This is a genomic window from Limnobacter parvus (genome assembly GCF_024623725.1).
In the GTDB taxonomy this organism is placed as follows: Bacteria; Pseudomonadota; Gammaproteobacteria; order Burkholderiales; family Burkholderiaceae_B; genus Limnobacter; species Limnobacter parvus.
Genome location: NZ_JANKHG010000001.1, coordinates 20875 through 40602, shown reverse-complemented (window position 1 = coordinate 40602; position 19728 = coordinate 20875). Strand labels below are relative to the sequence as shown.

Below are 19728 nucleotides of genomic sequence, written 5' to 3'. Positions count from 1 at the left end.
AGCGTATGGAAGATGAAACAAATCTTTCTAGGGTGAGAAGATGCAACAGGCACAACAACAACAGCAAGCACAACAACAGCAAGCACAACAACAGCAAGCACAACAACAGCAACAGCCGCACACACGTATTTTGACCAACCCGGAATGGGCAGCTTTGCAACAAGAGCTGGGCTTTTCAGTCATCATGGGCACGCGCAGCATGGGCGACTTGCTGGTGCTTAGCGTGCCCAATCCCGATTCCGTGAATTTTCACATTGTGCAGTTTCCGCTGTGCATGGGCATGGACGTGCAGGGCGATCACTTGGCGGTGGTTTGCCAAACCGACATTCGCCAGTACCACGACGTATTGGTTCACCCCCGCATTGAAAGTCCCATTTACCACAAGTGCTACACACCTCGGTCAATCAGCTTCACTGGCGACCTGGACATCCACGAAATGAAATACGACCACACCGGTACGCCCTTGTTTGTGGCCAGCAAGTACAGCTGCCTGGGCGTACCCAGCGCCACGCACAGCATGAAGCCCGTGTGGCAACCCAAATTCATCAAAGAACTAAACCCTGCCGACGCCTGCCATTTAAATGGCCTGTGCATGGAAAATGGCGAAGCCAAATACGTAACCTTATTCGCCGCCACAGCAGAACCCAATGGCTGGCGCAATATGCCTTTCAATTCGGGCATGGTGTGGAGTGTCGAAGAACAGGAAGCCGTGTGTACAGGTTTGGTTCAGCCCCACAGCCCACGCCTGCATGAAGGCGAACTGTATGTGCTCAACAGCGGTGCTGGTGAATTTGGTCGAATTGATGTGGAAACCGGTAAGTATGAATGCATTGCCTTTGTGGGTGGCTACGGCCGCGGCTTAAGTTTTGTTGGCGATTACGCCGTGTTTGGTGTCAGCAAACCACGCCACAATATGTATGTTGAAAACTTTCCGCTGCATGACCGCTTGCGCGCCCTTGGCGAAATTGACCGTTGCCAGTTGGTGGCAGTGAATTTGAAAACAGGCAACGTCATTCCTGCGGTTACATTTGAAGGTGCCGCGCGTGAACTGTTCGACACAATTATTCTTCCCGATTGTCGCCATGCAGTTATCATGAATCTGGATGAAGCCCAGCACCCTGACCTTGTGGTTCTTGAAGGGCAGGCCAACAACACCCCGCCTGCACAAAAGCCGGAGACACTGGAACCCGTTGTTCCTGTTGAACCTGTCGAGGAATGTTGAATGAATGCGCTCGCCGAACTGCCCGCTGTAACCCATGAGCAGTTAAAAGGGCACAAGGCTGGAATTGTGTGGCTGACAGGCCTAAGCGGTGCAGGCAAATCGACCATTGCTTGCGAACTTGAACTTCGCCTGCGCCGTGCGGGTGTACACACCTGCGTGCTTGACGGCGACAAGCTGCGCCACGGCCTGAATGCAGACCTGGGTTACAGCCCACAAGACCGTGCCTGCAACGTACAGCGCACCGCACATGTTGCGCAACTTATGGCCGATGCCGGTTTGTTGGTGATTGTGGCCATGATCTCGCCATACAACGAAGGCCGCTTGTATGCCCGCTCGCTGGTGCCTTCCGATCAATTTCTTGAAGTGTTTGTGCATGCACCCCTGGCCGTGTGTGAACAACGCGACCCCAAAGGCATGTACCGCCAGGCCCGGCTTGGTTTGTTGCCGAATTTCACCGGAATCGACTCTGCATACGAAACACCAACCCAGCCCGATTTGGTGTTGAACACCGCTGAAACCACGGTGGCCGCGTGTGTGCAAACACTAAAAATGCGCCTTCAGCAGCAGGGAATTTGGAACTGCGCCTAGCCAAGCCAGCGTTTACTGGTTGACAAGGTTCAGGATTCGGGCAACGCTACATCTTTCGCATTTTCATGAACCCTGCATGCACCACAAGATCAAGATGGAAGCCGTCCCTGGCCCAGATCAATTAAAAACCGCTGCAATTCCGGAACTTGAACCTTCGCCCGCCCTGGCCGACGCTGAGCTGGAAGCCGCTAACCCGCTGTTGATCAAAAAAGCCAGGCAAAAACAAACGGTGTTGGTGACCGGGCATGCAGGCTTCATTGGCTTTCACACTGCCAAGGCTTTGCTTGAACGTGGCAACAAAGTAATTGGCTTCGATTCCATGAACAGCCACTACGACACCCGCTTAAAGCGTGAACGTTTGGGCATGTTGGAAGAAATTGCAAAAGCCACAGGGTCGAAATACCACACCGTTCGCGCAGACTTGTGCAACAGCACCGAGCTGAATGAATGCCTTGAAACTTACAAGGTGCAGCGCGTTATTCACCTTGCGGGCCAAACAGACAAATTTTTGTCGAATGAAAACGCGACCGATTGCGTCCAGAACAACATCAACAGTTTTGTGTCGCTTCTGGAAGCTTGCCGCAATTTTAAAATTCACCATTTAACCTACGCCAGCAGCCATGCCGTTTATGGTGCAGGTTTTCAAAAACCGATGAGCGAACGCGACAGCGCCAACCACCCCCAGCGGCTAGACGCTGCCACGCAGCGTGCCTGTGAGTTAATGGCGCATTCATATAGCCACCAGTTCAATTTGCCCACCACGGGTTTGCGATTTTTCTCGGTGTACGGCCCTTGGGGCAGACCCGATTCAGTTTTGTTTGCATTCACCAAACGCATTCTGGAAGGCAAGCCCATTCAAATTTACAACGACGGCAGCAACACCCGCGACTACACCTACGTGGCCGACCTGGTGGAAGCCATACTGCGTGCCAGCGACACACCCGCCGAGCGTAACCCGTTCTGGCTGGTGGAAGCACCCGACCAAGCCAGTAGCAGTGCCCCTTGGCGAATTCTGAATGTGGGCAACAGCAAACCGGTTTCAATTGAAGAGTTAATTGCGGCGTTGGAAAAGGCGCTGGAATGCACCGCAGTGAAAGAATTCATTACTGGCCCAATTCTTGAAAAAAGTGAAAGCTGCGCTGATGTAACCGCACTTGTGCAAGCCACTCAGTTTCGCCCTGACACACCCATTGAAAAGGGAATTGCCGAATTTGTGGCGTGGTACCGAACTTACTTTCAGATGTAACTTAATTCGAACGGCTTGCCGCATTCAGTTGGTTGATGGTTGCATGGCCATCTGCAAGCGCGGCCAGTTGGCTTGAATGCGTGCTCTCGATAATCGCCAGTTCAATGGCTTGGCTTTCCAGAATTTCAAGTCGGCTTGGCACAGTTTCAGGATTTACTGGCGGTGCTGTGGGCGGTGCAGATGAAGCAACCGCAGCGCTTGCAGCCGGTGCAGCATTCAAAAGTTTCGAATACAAGAAATTCAGTGTGCAGTATTTGTTCACGAATTCGGCAACGGAATTGTCTAGCCTGCCTATTAGCGCAATTGAATTGTTTACGGTGTCTGGCAGGTGGCGCTGTATGAAGTTCAGTTGTTGTTCGGTGTCTGCTGTGTTTTCAAGCATCGCCATGCAGGTTTTTTCAAAATATTGAGGGCTGCGCTGCGCCCCTTTGCTTACCAAGGTGTTTACCGTTTCTGCAAAGGCGCGCCCTGCCACGCTGCCGCCAAAGGCAAACAGCATTCCAACCATGGCGTCTGAATTGCCGCGTATAAGCGACAAGAAAGTTTGGCCCATACCGGCGGCCCCCAATAAATGTGCAAGTGATTTTAGTGTGTTGCTGCCCAAAGTGGCCACCAAAAAACCCGTCGAATAAATATGGGCAAACGATGTAAGCGATTGGTGAAGAATTGCCAATCGCATTACACTGGAAAAAATATTGGCGGTGTTTTTTAACACTTGCTTGTACCCTTGGCCCAGTGGTAGTTGGTCAATACCGTGGTGCAAAATCAATGTGCACGCCGTTGCGCAAAACGCGGCCATAGCCTGGCTTGCTACTTTTTGCCCATAGTTTTCGCGAATGGAATTAACAATGCGTTGAACGGAATCGTTGAAGTCAGCTGTGCGTTGGCCAGGCGTGTTTGCGTAAACTGAGCGCAGGGTTGCAAGTTCAAACTCGCCCCACTTTTCCTGGCCTGGTGCGTTGACTAAAACTTTTAGGATGTTTGGGTCGTACTGGCGAGACATACATTTTTCATCGAAGATCAGCTGCGACCCCTTCGTGTTTGTGGAAATCGGTTCACACATAAACTGCAGCACATCCGGGTTTACTTTTTTTAAATCAAGTGTTTCGTGTGGATGGCTGCCCGTGGTGTGAGCAAACTCATGGGCGATCAAGTTGGTTAAAACCGTTTTGCTGCGCTCAAGCTGAATGCTTGCCTGCCCAACTGCGCGTTGTTCTCCTGCTGTTTTGTCTTCAATCTGGGTAATTCGGTCAACGTAGTCGCCCTCCACATTTGCACCTTGAACCTTGGCGCAGCTGGAAACATCGATGTAATGGTCACTTTGTTTTTGTCCAGGAATTTCTTGTGGCAGTTTGTTGATGAATTGAAAATTGGGCATGCCCCAATCCCGAAGCTGCTTATTCACGCTTTCAAGTACTTGATCAATGCGTGCCGCAGTGGCTTGGTCGGGTGGGGCGCAATCTACAAATTCTGTTGATACCGGGCGGGCATACACGTCAACGTAGGCTCGGCCCACCTGTCCGCCTTCCATACCTTGGTCAATATTGCCGTAATCAATGACTAGCCCGCATCGTTTATCCATGCCGGGACCATAAAAACATTGCTCGTCTTGCTTGAAAGCAAGCGACTGAACCAAGGTAGAAAAGTGGTTGTTTGCAAGGTGCTCATTCAGTGTTTGAGTGACCGCATTTCTGATTTTTTCCTGATTAAAACCCAAACCGTCTACGGCCGAGGTGTTTAAAAACTTGAAGCCGAAAACTTTCATGGATTGGGGACCTGCAGAAGCGAAACAACGGTTTATTCCATTTAAGTGTCTAGTTGCATGTCGTTGGTTCATTTGGCGACCCATGACATTTGCAACCCTGTGTCGCCAAGCCGACACAGACCGAATTGCCCCCGCATCCATTTCCTGTCATCTCCCAGTAACAAAGCAATACACAAAAATTCCCCGACTTTGGTTTTCAAAGCGGAGATGGCAGGAGACACCACCATGAAAGCAGTAATTACTTTGGCCTTTGTTGCCATAGGCTTGGCAGCCTGCGGCAGCGATGACAATTCAATTGGCAGCGCCAACCCGGGTAACCCCACCAATCCGAATGAAGAAGTTGAGCAGGTTCGTCTGTTGGCCAACGCGGCCAACCCCGATTTCGAAGGTATGGTCCGCGACTTCAACGCCCCGGCTTGCAGCGAAAACGCGCAGCAGCCCCGCGCGGGCGGTGGCATTTACAGTGTGAATTTGCAATCAGCCAGTGGTGCAAACATCGCTTTCACTGTAATGGAACCCGCTGAATTCAATTGCGCGCAGGGCAACCCCCTTGTACTGGAAGGCCATGGCTACGGTGGCGCGCGCGCAACTGCACCGCGCGGCATCATGAGCAATTTGATTGAAGCAGGCGCAGGTGTAATCAGCATTGACCAACGCGGTTTCGGCGAAAGTGGTGGCACAGTTCGCGTGCTCGACCCCGACTTCGAAGGCCAGGATTTACTTCAAATTCTGGACTGGGCGGAAGCCAACCTGGACTGGCTGCGCTACGCCAGCGACAAACCCGCAGGCGACCGTGAATTCAATATGGTGGCGGGTGCCACAGGTGGCAGTTACGGTGGTGGCTACCAAATGTTGATTCACAACATTGACCCGCTTAAGCGACTTGATGCGCTAACACCCGACATTGCCTGGAACGACCTGCGCTACAGCCTGAACCCCGGCGGCGCATACGGCATTGAAAACTTTGAGCCCACTGATGGCAATATAGATCCTGTGGGCGTTGTGAAATCGGGCTGGGCTTTGCTGTTGGTGGCGGGTGGGGAAGCTGGTTCGCTGCAACCCAAGCTGCAAGCTGGCGACCCCACGGCTGTGCTGACCAGCGGACAAGACAACTTGATTCGTGAAACGCTTTTGCGCGGTAGCACCGCCAATCGTTTTCCGGCAGGCGCTTTGGAGTTTTTCCGTTACCACAGCCCCAGTTATTGGTGCGATGCCGAAGCCCCCGGTGCACAAACCTTTCTTCAAAGTGAAGTAACACCCGGCTTGGCACCAAGAACGCCCGACCCAGTGGACATTCTGTTCACGCAGGGATTCCGCGACACGCTGTTTAATTTCAACGACGCCCTGCACAACTTCACTTGCTACCGTGAACTGGAAAATGCCGAAGGCAACAAAGCCGATGTGCGCTTGCTGACCCACCAAAGCGGCCACATTCTTCCGCTATCGCCATCAATGATTCCCGGCCTTGGTGATTTGACCGAGCAGGGTGTGCAGAATGGGTTGAACGAAATTGAATTCCAGAAACCCGGCGGCCCATTCGCGTGTGGCGACCTCGCGATTCCTGACGCGCAGTTCGCATTCCTGGTTGAAAAGCTGTTCACTGCGCAAGAAGCAGCAACCATCAAAGAGGGCAGCGAATCGACGGCATTCAACACGCTTGCCGACAACAAAGGCAAAGTGTGCATAAGTTTGAACGACGACGTGGGGCAGGGCACCGCTTCAGAAAATGCAGCCGTGTGGGTCAATGAAAGTACATTTTTCGATCAGCTTGTACCAAAAGGCAAAGGCCAGCCCACTGAATCCGCGATTGCGCCAATTGCCGTTGACTTCACCCCAGGGACTGATCCACTCAGCGTGTTGACGAGTGCAGTGACCGGTATATTGCGTTACCCATTTGCCCCAGCTGTGATGCCCATTGAATTGCCTGTGGGTGTGAACACCATTGCCGGTGTTCCCACTGCCACGTTTGAAATTGCACCGGCTGTGGACATGGTAATGAACCCAGTGTGTAGCGAACTTTATGCCGCCACAGCCATGTCGCCAATTGGTTTGCTGGGGCTGGAGCCCGGTTGCGATCCTATTTTGTTTGTGGGTTTGGGTGTAAATCGAAATGGCGGATGGCGCTTGATCGACGATCAGGTCACGCCCATTCGTGGTTTTGGTCAACGCCATGTTGAACTAACCGGCGTTGCTGAACGCCTGGCCGACGGTGAAAGCCTTGGCCTGATGGTGTACGGCTACCATCCACAATACCTGGCCACGGGTTCGCGTGACCTGCTTACCCCATTGGTGGCCTTGCGGGGCAGCTTGAATTTGCCCGCATTTTGAAATTTAATGCCATAATTCAGGTACCTATAGATTACTTGCAGCGCCCACTCCCAGTGGGCGCAACTATTTCCAGTGAAAACTCAAGCCAAAGCAGCCGCAGTTGAAAACACCCAAGGTGTGCGCCCCGCCATGCAGGCGCGCAGCTTGCAAAAGCGACACGATCTGTTGAAAGCAGGCCGTAAGCTTTTGCACACCCGTGTACTAGAGGAAATTTCCATCAAAGACATTTGCACTGAAGCGGGTTGCACGGTGGGTTCTTTCTACAGCCGCTTCGAAGACAAAGAAAGCTACTTCGACGCATTAATTGCTGAAAGCTGTCAGGAACTGTTAATGAGCGCGGCCAGCCAGTTCGATGATCGCATTTGGGCGGGTGTCAATGGCAAGTTGATTTGCAACGAAGTGGTCAGTTTTCTGGTCGGTATTTTTCAGGGTGAATACAGTTCAATCCTTACCGAAGCATTTATTCGCGAATCCAAAGGCGCGCTGGAATCCACGCCCATGCGAGATGTGGGTTTTGGCTTCATCACCACCGTATCAAAACCATTGTTGCCACATATTGACCACGCGGTTCATCCAGACCCATTGCGGGCTTTGGCATTTGCAATTCAGGTGGTGTATGGCGCGCTTCACAACGCGCGTTTGCGCGATGCAGGCCCGATCAAATTCAGAACGCAAGAATTTGAAATCCGAATTCAGGATGTGGTAAGCCGTTACCTTGGAATCCAGCCCTAGCAAGGCTTGTAGTGAAATTACTACTAATTTGCATTGATTGACAAATCGCGCAACATTTCATGTTACTCCGGTGGTACATTTTTAGTTAAGACACTCTAAATAAGCAAAACTGTAATTACGGTTTTGTTTTTTTAGAAAGCTGTTTTACACTATGCAAAAAAATGAAATCAAAGCATCAATCAAGGTGCAATAACTGGAGGTGACATGTCTAATTTTTCTCAAGGTTCCCGAAGTTCCCCATGATGGTTGGTTCGCGCCTTTCGCAGGCCGGAGCAACTATTCGATTTTTCAGTTGATTTACCGCCACTCTCCGTTCAGGGGCATGGCCGGTTAAACGCAGGCGCTTTCGCTTGCCTATTCAATAATTATTGGGGGCTACATGAACAAACATTCTTTTTCTAAAACAAAAACAAATGTTGCAGTTCGCAACATGTTTGCCGCTGCGGTGCTTGCTGCTGCGGCAATGCCTGCGCAGGCCAAAGACTTTAAAATTGGCGATTTTGATTTGAGCATTAACTCGACGATCAGTGCTGGTACAAGCTTCCGAGTTGAAAACAGGGATCGAGCGCTTTACAGCCAAGGAAACGTCTCATCTGATGGTGCAAACGGCACAGGTTTTTCAAATACGTCCGACGACGGTAATTTGAACTTCGATAAAGGCGACGCCTTTTCGACGATTATCAAGGGTGTGCACGATTTCGAATTGAAGAAGGACAACTATGGCTTCTTTAGCCGTGTGAAGTGGTTCTATGACCACACGCTGAATAACGACGAAGTGTTTCACGGTCATGAACCTACCAGCAACGCGCGCAATCAGAAACTAAACGACAGCGGATTTCATCCCTACGCCCGATTTGACGGCATTGACGTTCTTGATGCCTTCTTTTATATGAACACCACCGTGGCGGACAAACCACTGGATTTCCGCCTAGGGCGTCAAGTCATCAGTTGGGGCGAAAGCCTGTTTATTCCAAGTGCAATTTCTGGTTTGAACACTATTGACGTTTCTGCGTTTCGTAGGCCTGGTGCCGACTTGAAAGAGGGTTTCACCCCCACAGAAATGCTGTATTTCAATTTGGGCGTAACTGATAACACCAGCTTGGAAGCTTTTTACCAGCTGAAGTGGCGCAAGACGGTACCTGAGGGATGTGGTACTTATTTTTCGACCAACGATTTTGCGGCGGATGGTTGCGATCGCTTGGCGTTCGCGGCACCTCTGCCGGATTCTACTAACTTGGCACCGGGCTTTGCCGTTCAGGGCGGTCCAGTGGTTCGCTCTGCAGACAATCAACCCGATGACAACGGTCAGTTCGGTTTCGCGCTGCGCAATTATGTATCCAGCCTTGACACCGAATTTGGTGCTTACTACCTGAATTACCATAGTCGCTTGCCATTAATCAGTGTAAGAGCAAGTAATACACCGACACCCGCTCAATTACCGCTGGGTCCCGGGGGGGCACTGGTCAACTCTGAGTTGGTGGGGCTAACTCCTGGGAATGCTTTACCGCGTGCTTTAGCTGGCGGTGGTGGTAGTTACTTCGTAGATTATGCAGAGGATATCCCTGTATTTGGCCTGAGTGCGTCAACCAATCTCGGAGGTTGGTCGGTAGCGGGCGAGATTTCACTTGCTCAAGATGTGCCCATTCAGCTGAATGCAAATGATTTGCTTGCCTCGACCTTAGGGGCTGGCGTGGGCACTGCCGGCAATCCGCTTGACCAGCGCATTCGCGCATTGGCTCCTGGGCAAGCGTTTCAGGGCTTCGATCGCTTTGACGTGACTCAGATTCAGTCCGCGTTCATCAAGACATTCGATCGTGCTTTGAACTCAAGCCAAGTGGTATTTATTGCCGAAGTTGGTGCTGTGTTCGTGAATGGATTGCCTGACGTAGCGCCCGGTCAGCGTTATGGCAGAAATCCAGTATTCGGCACAGTGCGTGGAAACGAAGGTTACGTAACTGACTTTTCATGGGGATATCGTCTTCGTTCGCAAGCGACTTATAGAGACGCGTTCTTAGGTGTGGACTTGATTCCGTCCATAGCTTGGTCTCACGATGTGGATGGTTGGTCACCAGAGCCTGGACAAGTATTCAACGAAGGTCGTCAATCAGTTGGTTTGGGTCTTGGTTTCGAATTTGATGCCAATACAAAAGGCTCAATCAACTACACAACCTTTACTAACGCAGCTGATTTCGACCCACTGCGCGACCGTGATTTCATTTCGCTAACCGGCTCATACTCATTCTAAGAACAGAGACACTCTGGAGGAGATTTTTATGTTGAAGTTTCAAACAAAGCTCACAGCACTTGCTTTGGCAAGCTTGTTTGCTGTTGGCACCGCGCAAGCGGCTGTCAGCGCGCAAGAGGCTGCCAAGCTGGGCACCAGCCTGACGGAATTTGGTGCGGAAAAGGCGGGTAATGCTGCCGGCACCATTCCAGCCTACACAGGTGGTTTAACCAAGGGCCCAGCTGGCTACAAGGCTGGCCAGCATTTGGTCGACCCGTTTGCCAGTGAAAAGCCATTGTTCACCATCACCGGTGCCAATGCTGAACAGTACAAAGCCAACCTGTCACCAGGTCAGCTGGAAATGCTGAAGAAGTACCCCACGTTCAAAATGAATGTGTACAAAACACACCGCAGCACGGCTTACCCCAAGAAAGTGTTGGACGCAGCCAAGAAAAACGCCATCAATGCAAAAACCGAGAACGGCGGTAACAGTGTGGTAGGTTTCGAACAGGCGATTCCATTCCCGATTCCACAAAATGGCGTTGAGGTAATCTGGAACCACCTGACCCGTTACCGCGGTGGTGCTGCCAAGCGCGACTTTGTGCAGGTTCCCGTAGAACGTGACGGTTCTTTCATTATTAACCGCATTGAAGATACCTTGGTGTTTCCGCGCAACCTGCCCAATTTCTACAAGGCCGGTGAAGACGACAACATCAACTTCTACTTCTATCAAATCCTGAAGAGCCCAGTTTCTGTTTCCGGTAACGTGCTGTTGGTACATGACACACTGGACCAGGTTACAGAAGGTCGCCGTGCCTGGCAGTACAACGCGGGTCAGCGCCGAGTGCGCCGTGCACCGCAGGTGGCATATGACTCACCAGGAACAGCGGCTGACGGCCTGCGCACCACAGACAACTACGATTTGTTCAATGGCGCACCCGACCGTTACGAGTGGAAGCTGAAGGGCAAGAAAGAAATGTACATTCCGTACAACGCGTACAAGTTGGCCGACAACAAGCTGACCTACAAGCAAATTCACCAACCACTGCACATGAATCCTGATGTGCTGCGCTATGAATTGCATCGCGTTTGGGAAGTAGAAGCCACGTTGAAGAGCGACGCGCGTCATATCTACGCCAAGCGCACTTTCTTCGTGAACGAAGACAATTGGCAAGCCTCGATCATCGATCACTACGATGGCAAAGGCGCGCTGTGGCGTGTTGCTGAAGCACACAATATTCAGTACTACGGTGAAATGGTTCCGTTCTACGCAGCTGAAGCGTTGTACGACCTGCAATCTGGCCGTTACCTGACCATCGGTCTGACCAACGAAGCCGCACAGCCGTTTGTGTTCGACTTCACGCCTGATCGCGCAGACTACACACCTGCCGGCCTGCGTCGTCTCGGCGTTCAGTAATCGCTAGGTAAATTCAGGCTACAGGGGGCAAGCGCCCTTTGTAGCCTTTTTCAATTTCAAAGGATCTTCAATGTTTCTCCGGAATCGTTTTTCTAACAAGGCGGCTTCCACGCTGGTGTTTGGCGGAGTTTTGTGCGCAGGTTTGATCGGTTATGGTGGCGTGTCCACGGCCAAGGTCGATCTGCTGCAAATACCCGCAATACCCAGCGTGAATGCTACGCGCTCTTTGTTGCTCGATGTAGAACGTGTCGGTAAAAACCTTTTTGCCACAGGTGAATTTGGGCAAATTCTGAAAAGCGAAGACAACGGTCAAACCTGGACCGCGGGCAAGGTGCCTGTGTCTATTACATTAACTTCGGTGGCGTTTGCCGATGACGCCCTGGGTTACGCGGTGGGTCACGATGGTGTTGTGTTGAAAACCGAAGATGCGGGTGCCAACTGGACCAAGTTGATCGATGGCTCCACCATCAACCAATTTGTTTTGGACAATGCAAGCGCGAGGGCGGACAGCCTTCAGGAACAACTGGATTCGTTGCCTGCCAATGCAGCGCCTGAAGAACGTGAGCGCCTGGAAATTGCGGCCGAAGAAGCCATGTTCACCATGGACCTTGCGCAAGGCGATTTCGAAGTAGGGCCATCCAAACCCCTGCTGGACGTGATGGTCAATGGAACAGGGACCGTATTTGTGGCCGGTGCCTATGGCCAGTTGCTGAAAAGCACCGACAAGGGCGCGAACTGGACGTACCTGGGCGACCGCACCAACAACCCCAGCAACTACCACTTCAACACCATGATGTTGAGCAAAACAGGTGAATTGTGGGTGGGTGGCGAACAAGGCACCGTGCTGATAAGCAGCGACGAAGGCGAAAGCTGGGTCGCGAAAAAAATTGATTACGATGGGTCCATTTTTGCCTTGATCGAAGCGCCTGATACGCGCACCGTTGTGGCTGTGGGCCTGCGGGGCAATGCGTTCCGTTTGCCATTCGGTGGTGAGCAGTGGCAGGAAGTGACCACCAACTTGCGTGAAACTTTCAACGGGGCCACTGTGCTTTCCGACGGCTCTATGGTGGTGGTGGGTTCGCGCGGAATTTTGGCGCGCAGCACAGACGATTTTCAAACCCTGCAAGTGACGCGTCGTTCCGACAAACTGCCTTCCGCAAGCGTTGTGCAATTGAACGATCAGGAAATTCTGTTGGCGGGCATGCGCGGTTTCAAAACCCTGCCCCTGTCTGAATTCAAATAAACGGACCCTAAATCACAATGACTTCTCCAGAAATAAATATCCACGACAAAGCGCCGTTTGCAGAAAGGTTGATTTTCAACAACCGCTTGCTGGTCATCGTTTTTATGCTGTTGGCCACTGCGGTGTTGGCTTGGCAGGCCACGCAATTGAAAGTGGCGGCCAGCTTCGAGAAAATGATTCCGACCAAGCATGAATATGTGATCAATTTTCTTGAAAACCGGGCCGACCTGACCAGCCTTGGCAACGTTGTGCGCGTTACCGTGCAAGCCAAGGAAGGCGATATATTCAGCCCTGACTACCTTGAAACCCTGAAGCAGGTCACCGACAAAGCCTTTTATATTCCCGGTGTGAACCGACCAGAAATGGCTTCGCTGTGGACAGCCAACACGCGCTGGACATCGGTGACTGAAGAGGGTCTTGAGGGAGGTCAGGTTATCCCAGCCACCTACACCGGCGATGCGGAAAGTATTGACCAGGTGCGCCAGAACGTGGAGCTTTCCGGGCAGATTGGCCGCTTGGTGGGCAACGACTTCAAAAGCACTATTGTGTATTTGCCTTTGCTGGAAATTAATCCGGAAACCGGCGACCGCCTGGATTACAAAGAGTTTTCCGAGCGCATTGAAACCGAACTTCGCGATGAATTCAATTCAGACAAAATCGAAATTCGTGTAACTGGTTTTGCAAAAATTGTGGGTGACCTGATCGAAGGCGCTACACAGGTTGTGATGTTCTTTGCGGTGGCCGTGCTGATTACGTTGGTCATGCTGTTCCTGTATTCACGCAGTGTAAAAAGTACGGTTGCTACTTTGGCATGTTCCATCACCGCTGTAATTTGGCAGTTGGGTTTGCTCAATGCCTTGGGCATGGGGCTTGATCCGTATTCCATGTTGGTGCCGTTTTTGGTGTTTGCGATTGGTGTAAGCCATGGCGTGCAAATTGTGAACGCGATTGCACACAAGCAGGGCGATGGTCACAACAAGCTGAACTCAGCCCGTTTGGCTTTCCGTGGCTTGTACATTGCAGGCCTTACTGCCTTGTTGTCAGATGGCTTTGGCTTTGCCACCTTGATGGTGATCGACATTCCAGTGATTCGCGATTTGGCGATTGCTGCCTCAGTGGGTGTGGCGGTTATTATTCTGACCAATTTGGTGTTGCTGCCTTTGATCATGAGCTACACGGGAGTGGACGAAAAAGCAGTCAAGGTGTTGCAAGAATCTGAATCGGGAAGCAACAAGCTGTGGCATTTCCTGGCTGGGTTTGCCCAAGCCAAAATGGCGAAAGGCGCATTGGCGGTTGGCCTGGCCTTGCTGGCAGTGGGCCTGTGGGGTAATGCGAACGTTCAAATCGGCGACCTGGACAAGGGAGCCCCGGAACTGCGCGCAGATTCGCGTTACAACCTGGACAACGCCTATGTAACCGACAACTATTCCACCAGCACCGATGTGTTCGTCGTGATGGTTGAAACCACGCTTGACGGCTGTATCAAGTACAACACCTTGGCTGCAGTGGATTTGTTCCAATGGACCATCGAACAGGTTCCTGGTGTGCAAAGCAGCATTTCGCTGGCAGACCGCTCGAAGTTTGTAATCAGCGCCTACAGTGAAGGCGACATCAAGTGGAACGCGCTGAACCGCAACCAGTTTGTGTTGAACGGCACCATCAGTGGCATGAATTTGTCAGATGGATTGTTCAGCTCTGATTGTTCTTTTATGCCAATCATCGTGTTCCTTGAAGACCACAAGGCCGACACCTTGAAGCGTGTGGTTGCTGCGGCGGAAGACTTCATTGCTAAAAATGACACTGGTGATGCAGTGTTCAAGCTGGCCGCGGGAAATGCGGGTATTGAGGCAGCCACCAATGAAGTGGTTGAGCGAGCGCAGGTTGAAATGTTGATCTGGGTGTACGCAGTGGTCGCCATTTTGGTGTGGCTGGCTTTCCGATCTGTGCGCACGGTCATTTGTATCATCGCACCGCTGGCCTTGACCTCGCTGTTGTGTTCTGCGCTCATGGTGGTGCTGGGCATTGGCGTGAAAGTGGCTACCTTGCCAGTTATTGCGCTGGGGGTGGGTATTGGCGTGGATTACGGCATTTACATTTACGGCAAGCTTGAAGAATATTTAAAGCAGGGCATGCCATTTGCAGATGCCTACTTTGAAACCCTGAAGTCCACAGGCAAAGCTGTGGTGTTTACTGGCCTTACACTGGGCATTGGTGTTGCCACTTGGGCATTCTCGCCCATCAAGTTCCAGGCCGACATGGGCTTGCTGCTGACCTTCATGTTCTTGTGGAATATGGTTGGGGCAGTTGTCTTCTTGCCCGCATTGGCTTACTTCCTCGATCGTCGGGGCGCCAAGGTGTAATCACGCGAAGTGCCATCGCACACTGCCCTGAAAAGTTGTTACAGTAGTGACAAATAACTTTTCAGGGAGTGAGTGCATGCGTCGGGTTGTCTTCAATCAAAAAGGTGGGGTCGGCAAATCCACCATCACCAGTAACCTGGCTGCAATTTCAGCCCACAATGGGTTGAAAACGCTTTTAATCGACCTGGATCCCCAAGGCAACAGCACCCAGTACATCATGGGGCGCGGAACGGAACCTTTGGAATACTCCTTGGCAGATTTTTTTGATCAAGCCTTAAACTTCAAAATTCGTCCAAAGAAAAGCGCCGAATTTGTGGTGGAAACACCCTATGAAAATCTTGATTTGTTGGGTAGCCACCCTGCGCTTGAAGAGCTGCAGGTGAAGCTTGAATCACGCTACAAAATTTTCAAACTGCGTGAAGCACTGGATGAATTAAAAGGTCAATATGACCGTGTGTACATTGACACCCCGCCCGCGCTGAATTTTTTCTCTCGCTCCGCCTTGATTGCCGCCGATTCCGTACTAATACCCTTTGATTGCGACGAGTTTTCCCGACGCGCCCTTTACAACCTGATGGACGCACTCAATGAAATTCGCGCCGACCACAACCCTGCCTTGGAAGTGGAAGGCATTGTGGTCAACCAGTTTCAGCCCCGTGCCAGCCTGCCCCAAAAACTGGTGGCTGAGTTATTGGAGGAAGGGCACCCCGTATTGAACACCTGCCTGTCTTCTTCCGTGAAAATTCGTGAAAGCCACGAAGCAGCCAAACCCATGATTCATTTCATGCCTGCCCACAAGCTAAGCCAGGAATTCGTGGCCATGCACCAGGAAATTGAAACTGCGGCCAGCAAACGAAAAAAGAAAGTGGCCTGATTTGGTTCTTGGGCTCAAGCTGGGGCTGCCTCGCTTGTCACATTCCTGAAACCTACACCGGTCACACTCATTGATCGCAACCAAATTGATGAGTGTGTGCAATGCGCCAAGCCATGGTGTGGGTGAACAAGCTGGGGGGCCAATTCAAGGCAGCCCGCAATCAACGTTTACAGAAAAAACTGAGCAAGCGCTTGGGCAAGCTGGTGTCATACGGCCTGTCTTGATCCGCCTTGCTGAAATCCTTAGGTCCTTCTCAAAACCCCATTCTTCGCAAACTGGCTCGGGGCCTTGCCCGGGTTTCCAGTGCAATGGGTTGGCTTTCAATACGCTACCCGGTTTACTCGCTTGAAGATCGCTTGGCGCAATTCCGCGCCCTTGACCTGCCCTTTGAGAAGGGCACAGGCATTTGTTTCAATGAGTTTTTCGTGCCCTATGTGTTCTCTGATTCCGATCGAGACGGCGCTTTCGCCTTGGGAACCATCACCGAATTCCAGCGCGGTCCGCAGCTTCAGTTTCTGAAACGATTGGCCCAAGGTCGACTTTCAGAAATGGGTGGGGGTGGTTTCGTCGACATGGACCACTTGATTCGACTGCTTGATTTTGGCCGCGCCGCACCTGAAATATGGGACCGCATGCCCCAGTCCAGCCGTGAATGGGTCGAAGGATTTGTGGCGGGTTTGAACTGTGTTCAAGCACAACGCAAGCGGGGTGTGGATGAAAAATTTTTGGGTATTCAACCCGAGCCTTACACCCCACTGGATATTTTGTTGTTTGGCAGGCTGGCCGGTGCAGATGTGAACTGGCCCATTTATTTTTCCCTGATCGAACATCGTCTGTCTGGCGACTTCATCGAGTGGTGGAATCGCCTTCGCCGAGTGGGGGCGGGCGTGTCCACCAGTTTCGATAGCCCAAAAATGGGTAAGCCAGGTACAGCCCAGCAAATCAGTGAATTTTTGAACAGTCTTTCCCGTTCTGGCAGCAATTCAATTGTGCTGCATGGCACGCGCACACAAAGCGGCAAACCCTTGATGGTGAATGATCCACATTTGGGCCAACACCTGCCCAATGTGTGGATGATGGTGGGCCTGCGCACCCCCACCTACCGTTGCGTGGGTTTAATGTTTCCCGGTGTGCCCATTCTTGGGCTGGGTCGAAACCTGTCGCTGGCTTGGGGCGGCACCAATTTGCGGGCGGCTTCGTCTGATCTTGTTCGGCTAGACGACGCAACAGTCAGCAACACAGCCGAGCAAATCGCTCGAATTCGAGTTCGTTTTTCCTGGTCGCGAAAACGAAAGTTGCGGTTTTCGCCACACGGCCCGGTGCTTACAGATTGCCCTGCCTTAGGGCGCCTTTGCGGTAAAGACACCCTGGCACTACGCTGGGCCGGCCATTGGCCCACCGATGAAATTTCCAGCTTTCTGCAAGGCATGCGTGCGCATTCTGTGGCCCAGTTGCAGGAGGCAATGCACGGTGTGGGCGTAACGCCACTGAATGTGCTTGGCGCCGATACCGAAGGAAACATTGGCCATGTGTTGGCTGCAACCTTGCCGAAGCGACCGGGCTTTCCCGAGAACGACTGGGTTTTGGGCGAAACCATGGCAAACGCGCAGTGGTCGGAAAGAGTATGCGCTCGTGATTTTCCCAGCGTAATCAACCCCTCCAGCGGCTTTATTGTGTCGGCCAACAACAGGCCGTCCGAGGTCACAGGGCTTGGTTTCTTGTTCAACGGCGATGATCGCGTCATGCGGGCACGTTCACTGTTCAATACCCAAAAACGATTCAGTCCGCAGGCTTTGCTTACGTTGCAGCTCGATGTGACTTCACCATTGGCAGATCAATTGTCCAGTCAACTGGCCGAGTTTTGTCGACCTCATTTGCGCACCAGTGAACAATTGGTGCTGTGCAATTCAATTGATGGATGGGAAGGGGCCTACACCGCCGACAGTTTCGCAGCCTTGCAGTTTGAATTTTTACTCGCGGCGTTGGTTCGGCAAGTGTCGGTTTTGCGCTACGCCGGCCGAACCCCTGGCTTGATGGATCAATGGGCCTATTTAACAAGTTGTTTGATGGAAGACCTGGACACCTTGACGCCCCACGAGCGAATGAAGGTGGTGCCACCTTGTATTGATGAGGCCAACCGCAAAGCCCAGCATTGGCAATTGTGGGGCAACTTGCACAAAATTCGGCTTCGCCACGTGTTGGGACATGTTCCGGTTTTGGGTAAGCTGTTTTCCTCCAAATCGTTTCCTGCCGCTGGTTCCCGGGAAACGTTGATGAAAAATGCACACAACCTGATTCGTGGTTTTGATGAAACCAGTTATGGGTCGCAAAGCAGGCACCTGTCCGATTTGTCTGATCCTGACGAGAATTTTTTTGTGCTCTTGGGTGGCCAAGACGGGTGGGTGGGCAGCCAGCTGGTCACCGACCAAATACCTTTGTGGCAAACCCGGCAAAGCATTCAAATGCCCTTGCGTGTCAGCCGGATCCAACAACTTTTTCCCCACTGCGTTGGCAGGTTAGAATAAATTCTCGATACTGTATAAATCTCTGACCGCACAGGATTGTCCACCCATGAAAACCATCATCATAAGCAGCCGCAAAGGCGGGGCTGGGAAAACGACTTTGTCCTTGAACCTGGCAACGCATGCCAGCCAGCAGGGCAGAAAAAAAGTGGCCTTGCTCGATCTTGATCCACAAGGGTCAAGTCAGTTTTGGGATTCGTTGCGGGAGGCGGATTACCCCGATGTGCGCAAGGTGGGGTTCAACGACATCGTGATTGAGCTTTCCGAGCTGGACGAAGCGGGCTATGACTACGTGTTCATCGACATGCCGCCGACCGACAAAAAGTGGGTAAAAGACGCGCTACAACACGCGGATTTGGTGCTTATACCCACCAAAGCAAGTCCTTTAGACATTCACAGCGCCAGCAGCACGCTGGAATGGGCCTCCGACGCTGGCAGCAAAGTAACCTGGGTCATCAACGGTGCATCGGTCTTTAGCAGCACACCAGAAATCGTATTTGAGCAATTGAAGGCCACTGCAAAAATTTGCCGCACCATTGTTCATGAGCGAAATGACTTTGTGATCAGTGTAGGCCTGGGTAAATCGGTGACTGAATTCGCCCCAAATTCCAAGGCAGCGTTTGAAATAGACAGTCTTTGGAAGGAAGTGCGCAGCCTGGTCAGCCGCGGATAAGTATTTGATCAAAAGGTTTCTTGCACCAAAACAGACCTTTTTCAACACCTTGGGCTGGCACCCAACTTGCTAAATATCTCCCAAACACAACAAGGGGGATACATGACTACGGTGCTGATTGTTGATCCAAACAAGGACACCCGCCTTGCTTTGGAGGCCCAGTTGTCTGAATCCAATCAGTTTGAAAGGGTGTGTTCCTGCTCAAGCCTGAATGCGGTTCGACCCATGTTGCAGCAGCATGGGGTCAAAGTGATGCTGGTCGACGCCGATCAAGTGGGTGACTCCACGCTGCTTCTTAGCATCAAAGATGAAAACCCCGAGCTAGGCGTTGTTCTGGTGCAAGGGCATGCTGGGGTTATTGATTCTGCCACTTTGCAGGAATTGGGCGCACATGCTCAAACCTCTCGAATGGCAGCCCCCATGGAAATCGTGGCCAGCGTAGCCAAAGCTCTTGTTGCGCGTTTAAAGCCCAGCAAACGGATCTTGAGCAAGTTCCTGAAAGACCACAAATAAGACCAATCAGCTTTGTGCAAA

15 protein-coding genes are annotated in these 19728 nt (G+C 51.8%); 14 read left to right on the top strand and 1 reads right to left on the bottom strand.

Annotated elements, in window-relative coordinates:
- Positions 1–40: 40 nt before the first annotated feature.
- The 3 genes from NSP04_RS00195 (at position 41) to NSP04_RS00185 (ending at position 3056) form a co-directional block, all read left to right on the top strand.
- The gene (locus NSP04_RS00195; RefSeq protein ID WP_257510318.1) at positions 41–1222 is read left to right on the top strand and encodes a TIGR03032 family protein; all 1182 of its coding nucleotides are present in this window, start codon (positions 41–43) and stop codon (positions 1220–1222) included.
- Complete coding sequence (gene cysC / locus NSP04_RS00190; RefSeq protein ID WP_257510317.1) at positions 1223–1810, top strand: adenylyl-sulfate kinase; 588 nt, start codon at positions 1223–1225, stop codon at positions 1808–1810.
- 76 nt (positions 1811–1886) lie between these two features.
- Complete coding sequence (locus tag NSP04_RS00185; RefSeq protein ID WP_257510316.1) at positions 1887–3056, top strand: NAD-dependent epimerase/dehydratase family protein; 1170 nt, start codon at positions 1887–1889, stop codon at positions 3054–3056.
- A gap of 1 nt (position 3057) precedes the next feature.
- On the opposite strand, the gene NSP04_RS00180 is transcribed toward NSP04_RS00185, so the two are convergent.
- Entirely contained in the window at positions 3058–4821 is a 1764-nt protein-coding gene (locus NSP04_RS00180; RefSeq protein WP_257510315.1) for a hypothetical protein, read from the bottom strand.
- A 225-nt stretch (positions 4822–5046) separates the two neighbouring features.
- Between NSP04_RS00180 and NSP04_RS00175 the strand changes: the two genes are divergently transcribed.
- From NSP04_RS00175 to NSP04_RS00125, 11 genes are all read left to right on the top strand, one after another.
- A complete protein-coding gene (locus tag NSP04_RS00175; RefSeq protein WP_257510314.1) occupies positions 5047–7149 on the top strand; it encodes an alpha/beta hydrolase family protein in 2103 nt (700 codons plus the stop codon).
- 72 nt (positions 7150–7221) lie between these two features.
- The gene (locus NSP04_RS00170) at positions 7222–7881 is read left to right on the top strand and encodes a TetR/AcrR family transcriptional regulator (RefSeq protein ID WP_257510313.1); all 660 of its coding nucleotides are present in this window, start codon (positions 7222–7224) and stop codon (positions 7879–7881) included.
- Positions 7882–8260: 379 nt separating this feature from the next.
- Positions 8261–10126, top strand: a complete 1866-nt coding sequence (locus tag NSP04_RS00165; protein ID WP_257510312.1) for a DUF1302 domain-containing protein — start codon at positions 8261–8263, stop codon at positions 10124–10126.
- A gap of 28 nt (positions 10127–10154) precedes the next feature.
- The gene (locus tag NSP04_RS00160) at positions 10155–11522 is read left to right on the top strand and encodes a DUF1329 domain-containing protein (protein ID WP_257510311.1); all 1368 of its coding nucleotides are present in this window, start codon (positions 10155–10157) and stop codon (positions 11520–11522) included.
- A 70-nt stretch (positions 11523–11592) separates the two neighbouring features.
- Entirely contained in the window at positions 11593–12765 is a 1173-nt protein-coding gene (locus tag NSP04_RS00155) for a WD40/YVTN/BNR-like repeat-containing protein (RefSeq protein ID WP_257510310.1), read from the top strand.
- 17 nt (positions 12766–12782) lie between these two features.
- Entirely contained in the window at positions 12783–15125 is a 2343-nt protein-coding gene (locus tag NSP04_RS00150; protein WP_257510309.1) for an efflux RND transporter permease subunit, read from the top strand.
- A 76-nt stretch (positions 15126–15201) separates the two neighbouring features.
- Positions 15202–15999: a ParA family protein gene (locus NSP04_RS00145; RefSeq protein ID WP_257510308.1), complete on the top strand. Its 798-nt coding sequence runs from the start codon at positions 15202–15204 to the stop codon at positions 15997–15999.
- A 101-nt stretch (positions 16000–16100) separates the two neighbouring features.
- Positions 16101–16223 (top strand): hypothetical protein, encoded by a 123-nt coding sequence (locus NSP04_RS00140; protein WP_257510307.1) that lies wholly within the window; start codon positions 16101–16103, stop codon positions 16221–16223.
- Between the two features lie 6 nt (positions 16224–16229).
- Positions 16230–18524 carry a penicillin acylase family protein gene (locus NSP04_RS00135; RefSeq protein ID WP_257510306.1) on the top strand — a complete coding sequence of 765 codons (2295 nt, stop codon included), beginning with the start codon at positions 16230–16232 and terminating at the stop codon, positions 18522–18524.
- A 46-nt stretch (positions 18525–18570) separates the two neighbouring features.
- Positions 18571–19194 carry an AAA family ATPase gene (locus tag NSP04_RS00130; protein WP_257510305.1) on the top strand — a complete coding sequence of 208 codons (624 nt, stop codon included), beginning with the start codon at positions 18571–18573 and terminating at the stop codon, positions 19192–19194.
- Positions 19195–19296: 102 nt separating this feature from the next.
- Positions 19297–19707, top strand: a complete 411-nt coding sequence (locus tag NSP04_RS00125; RefSeq protein WP_257510304.1) for a DNA-binding transcriptional response regulator — start codon at positions 19297–19299, stop codon at positions 19705–19707.
- Positions 19708–19728 lie beyond the last annotated feature (21 nt).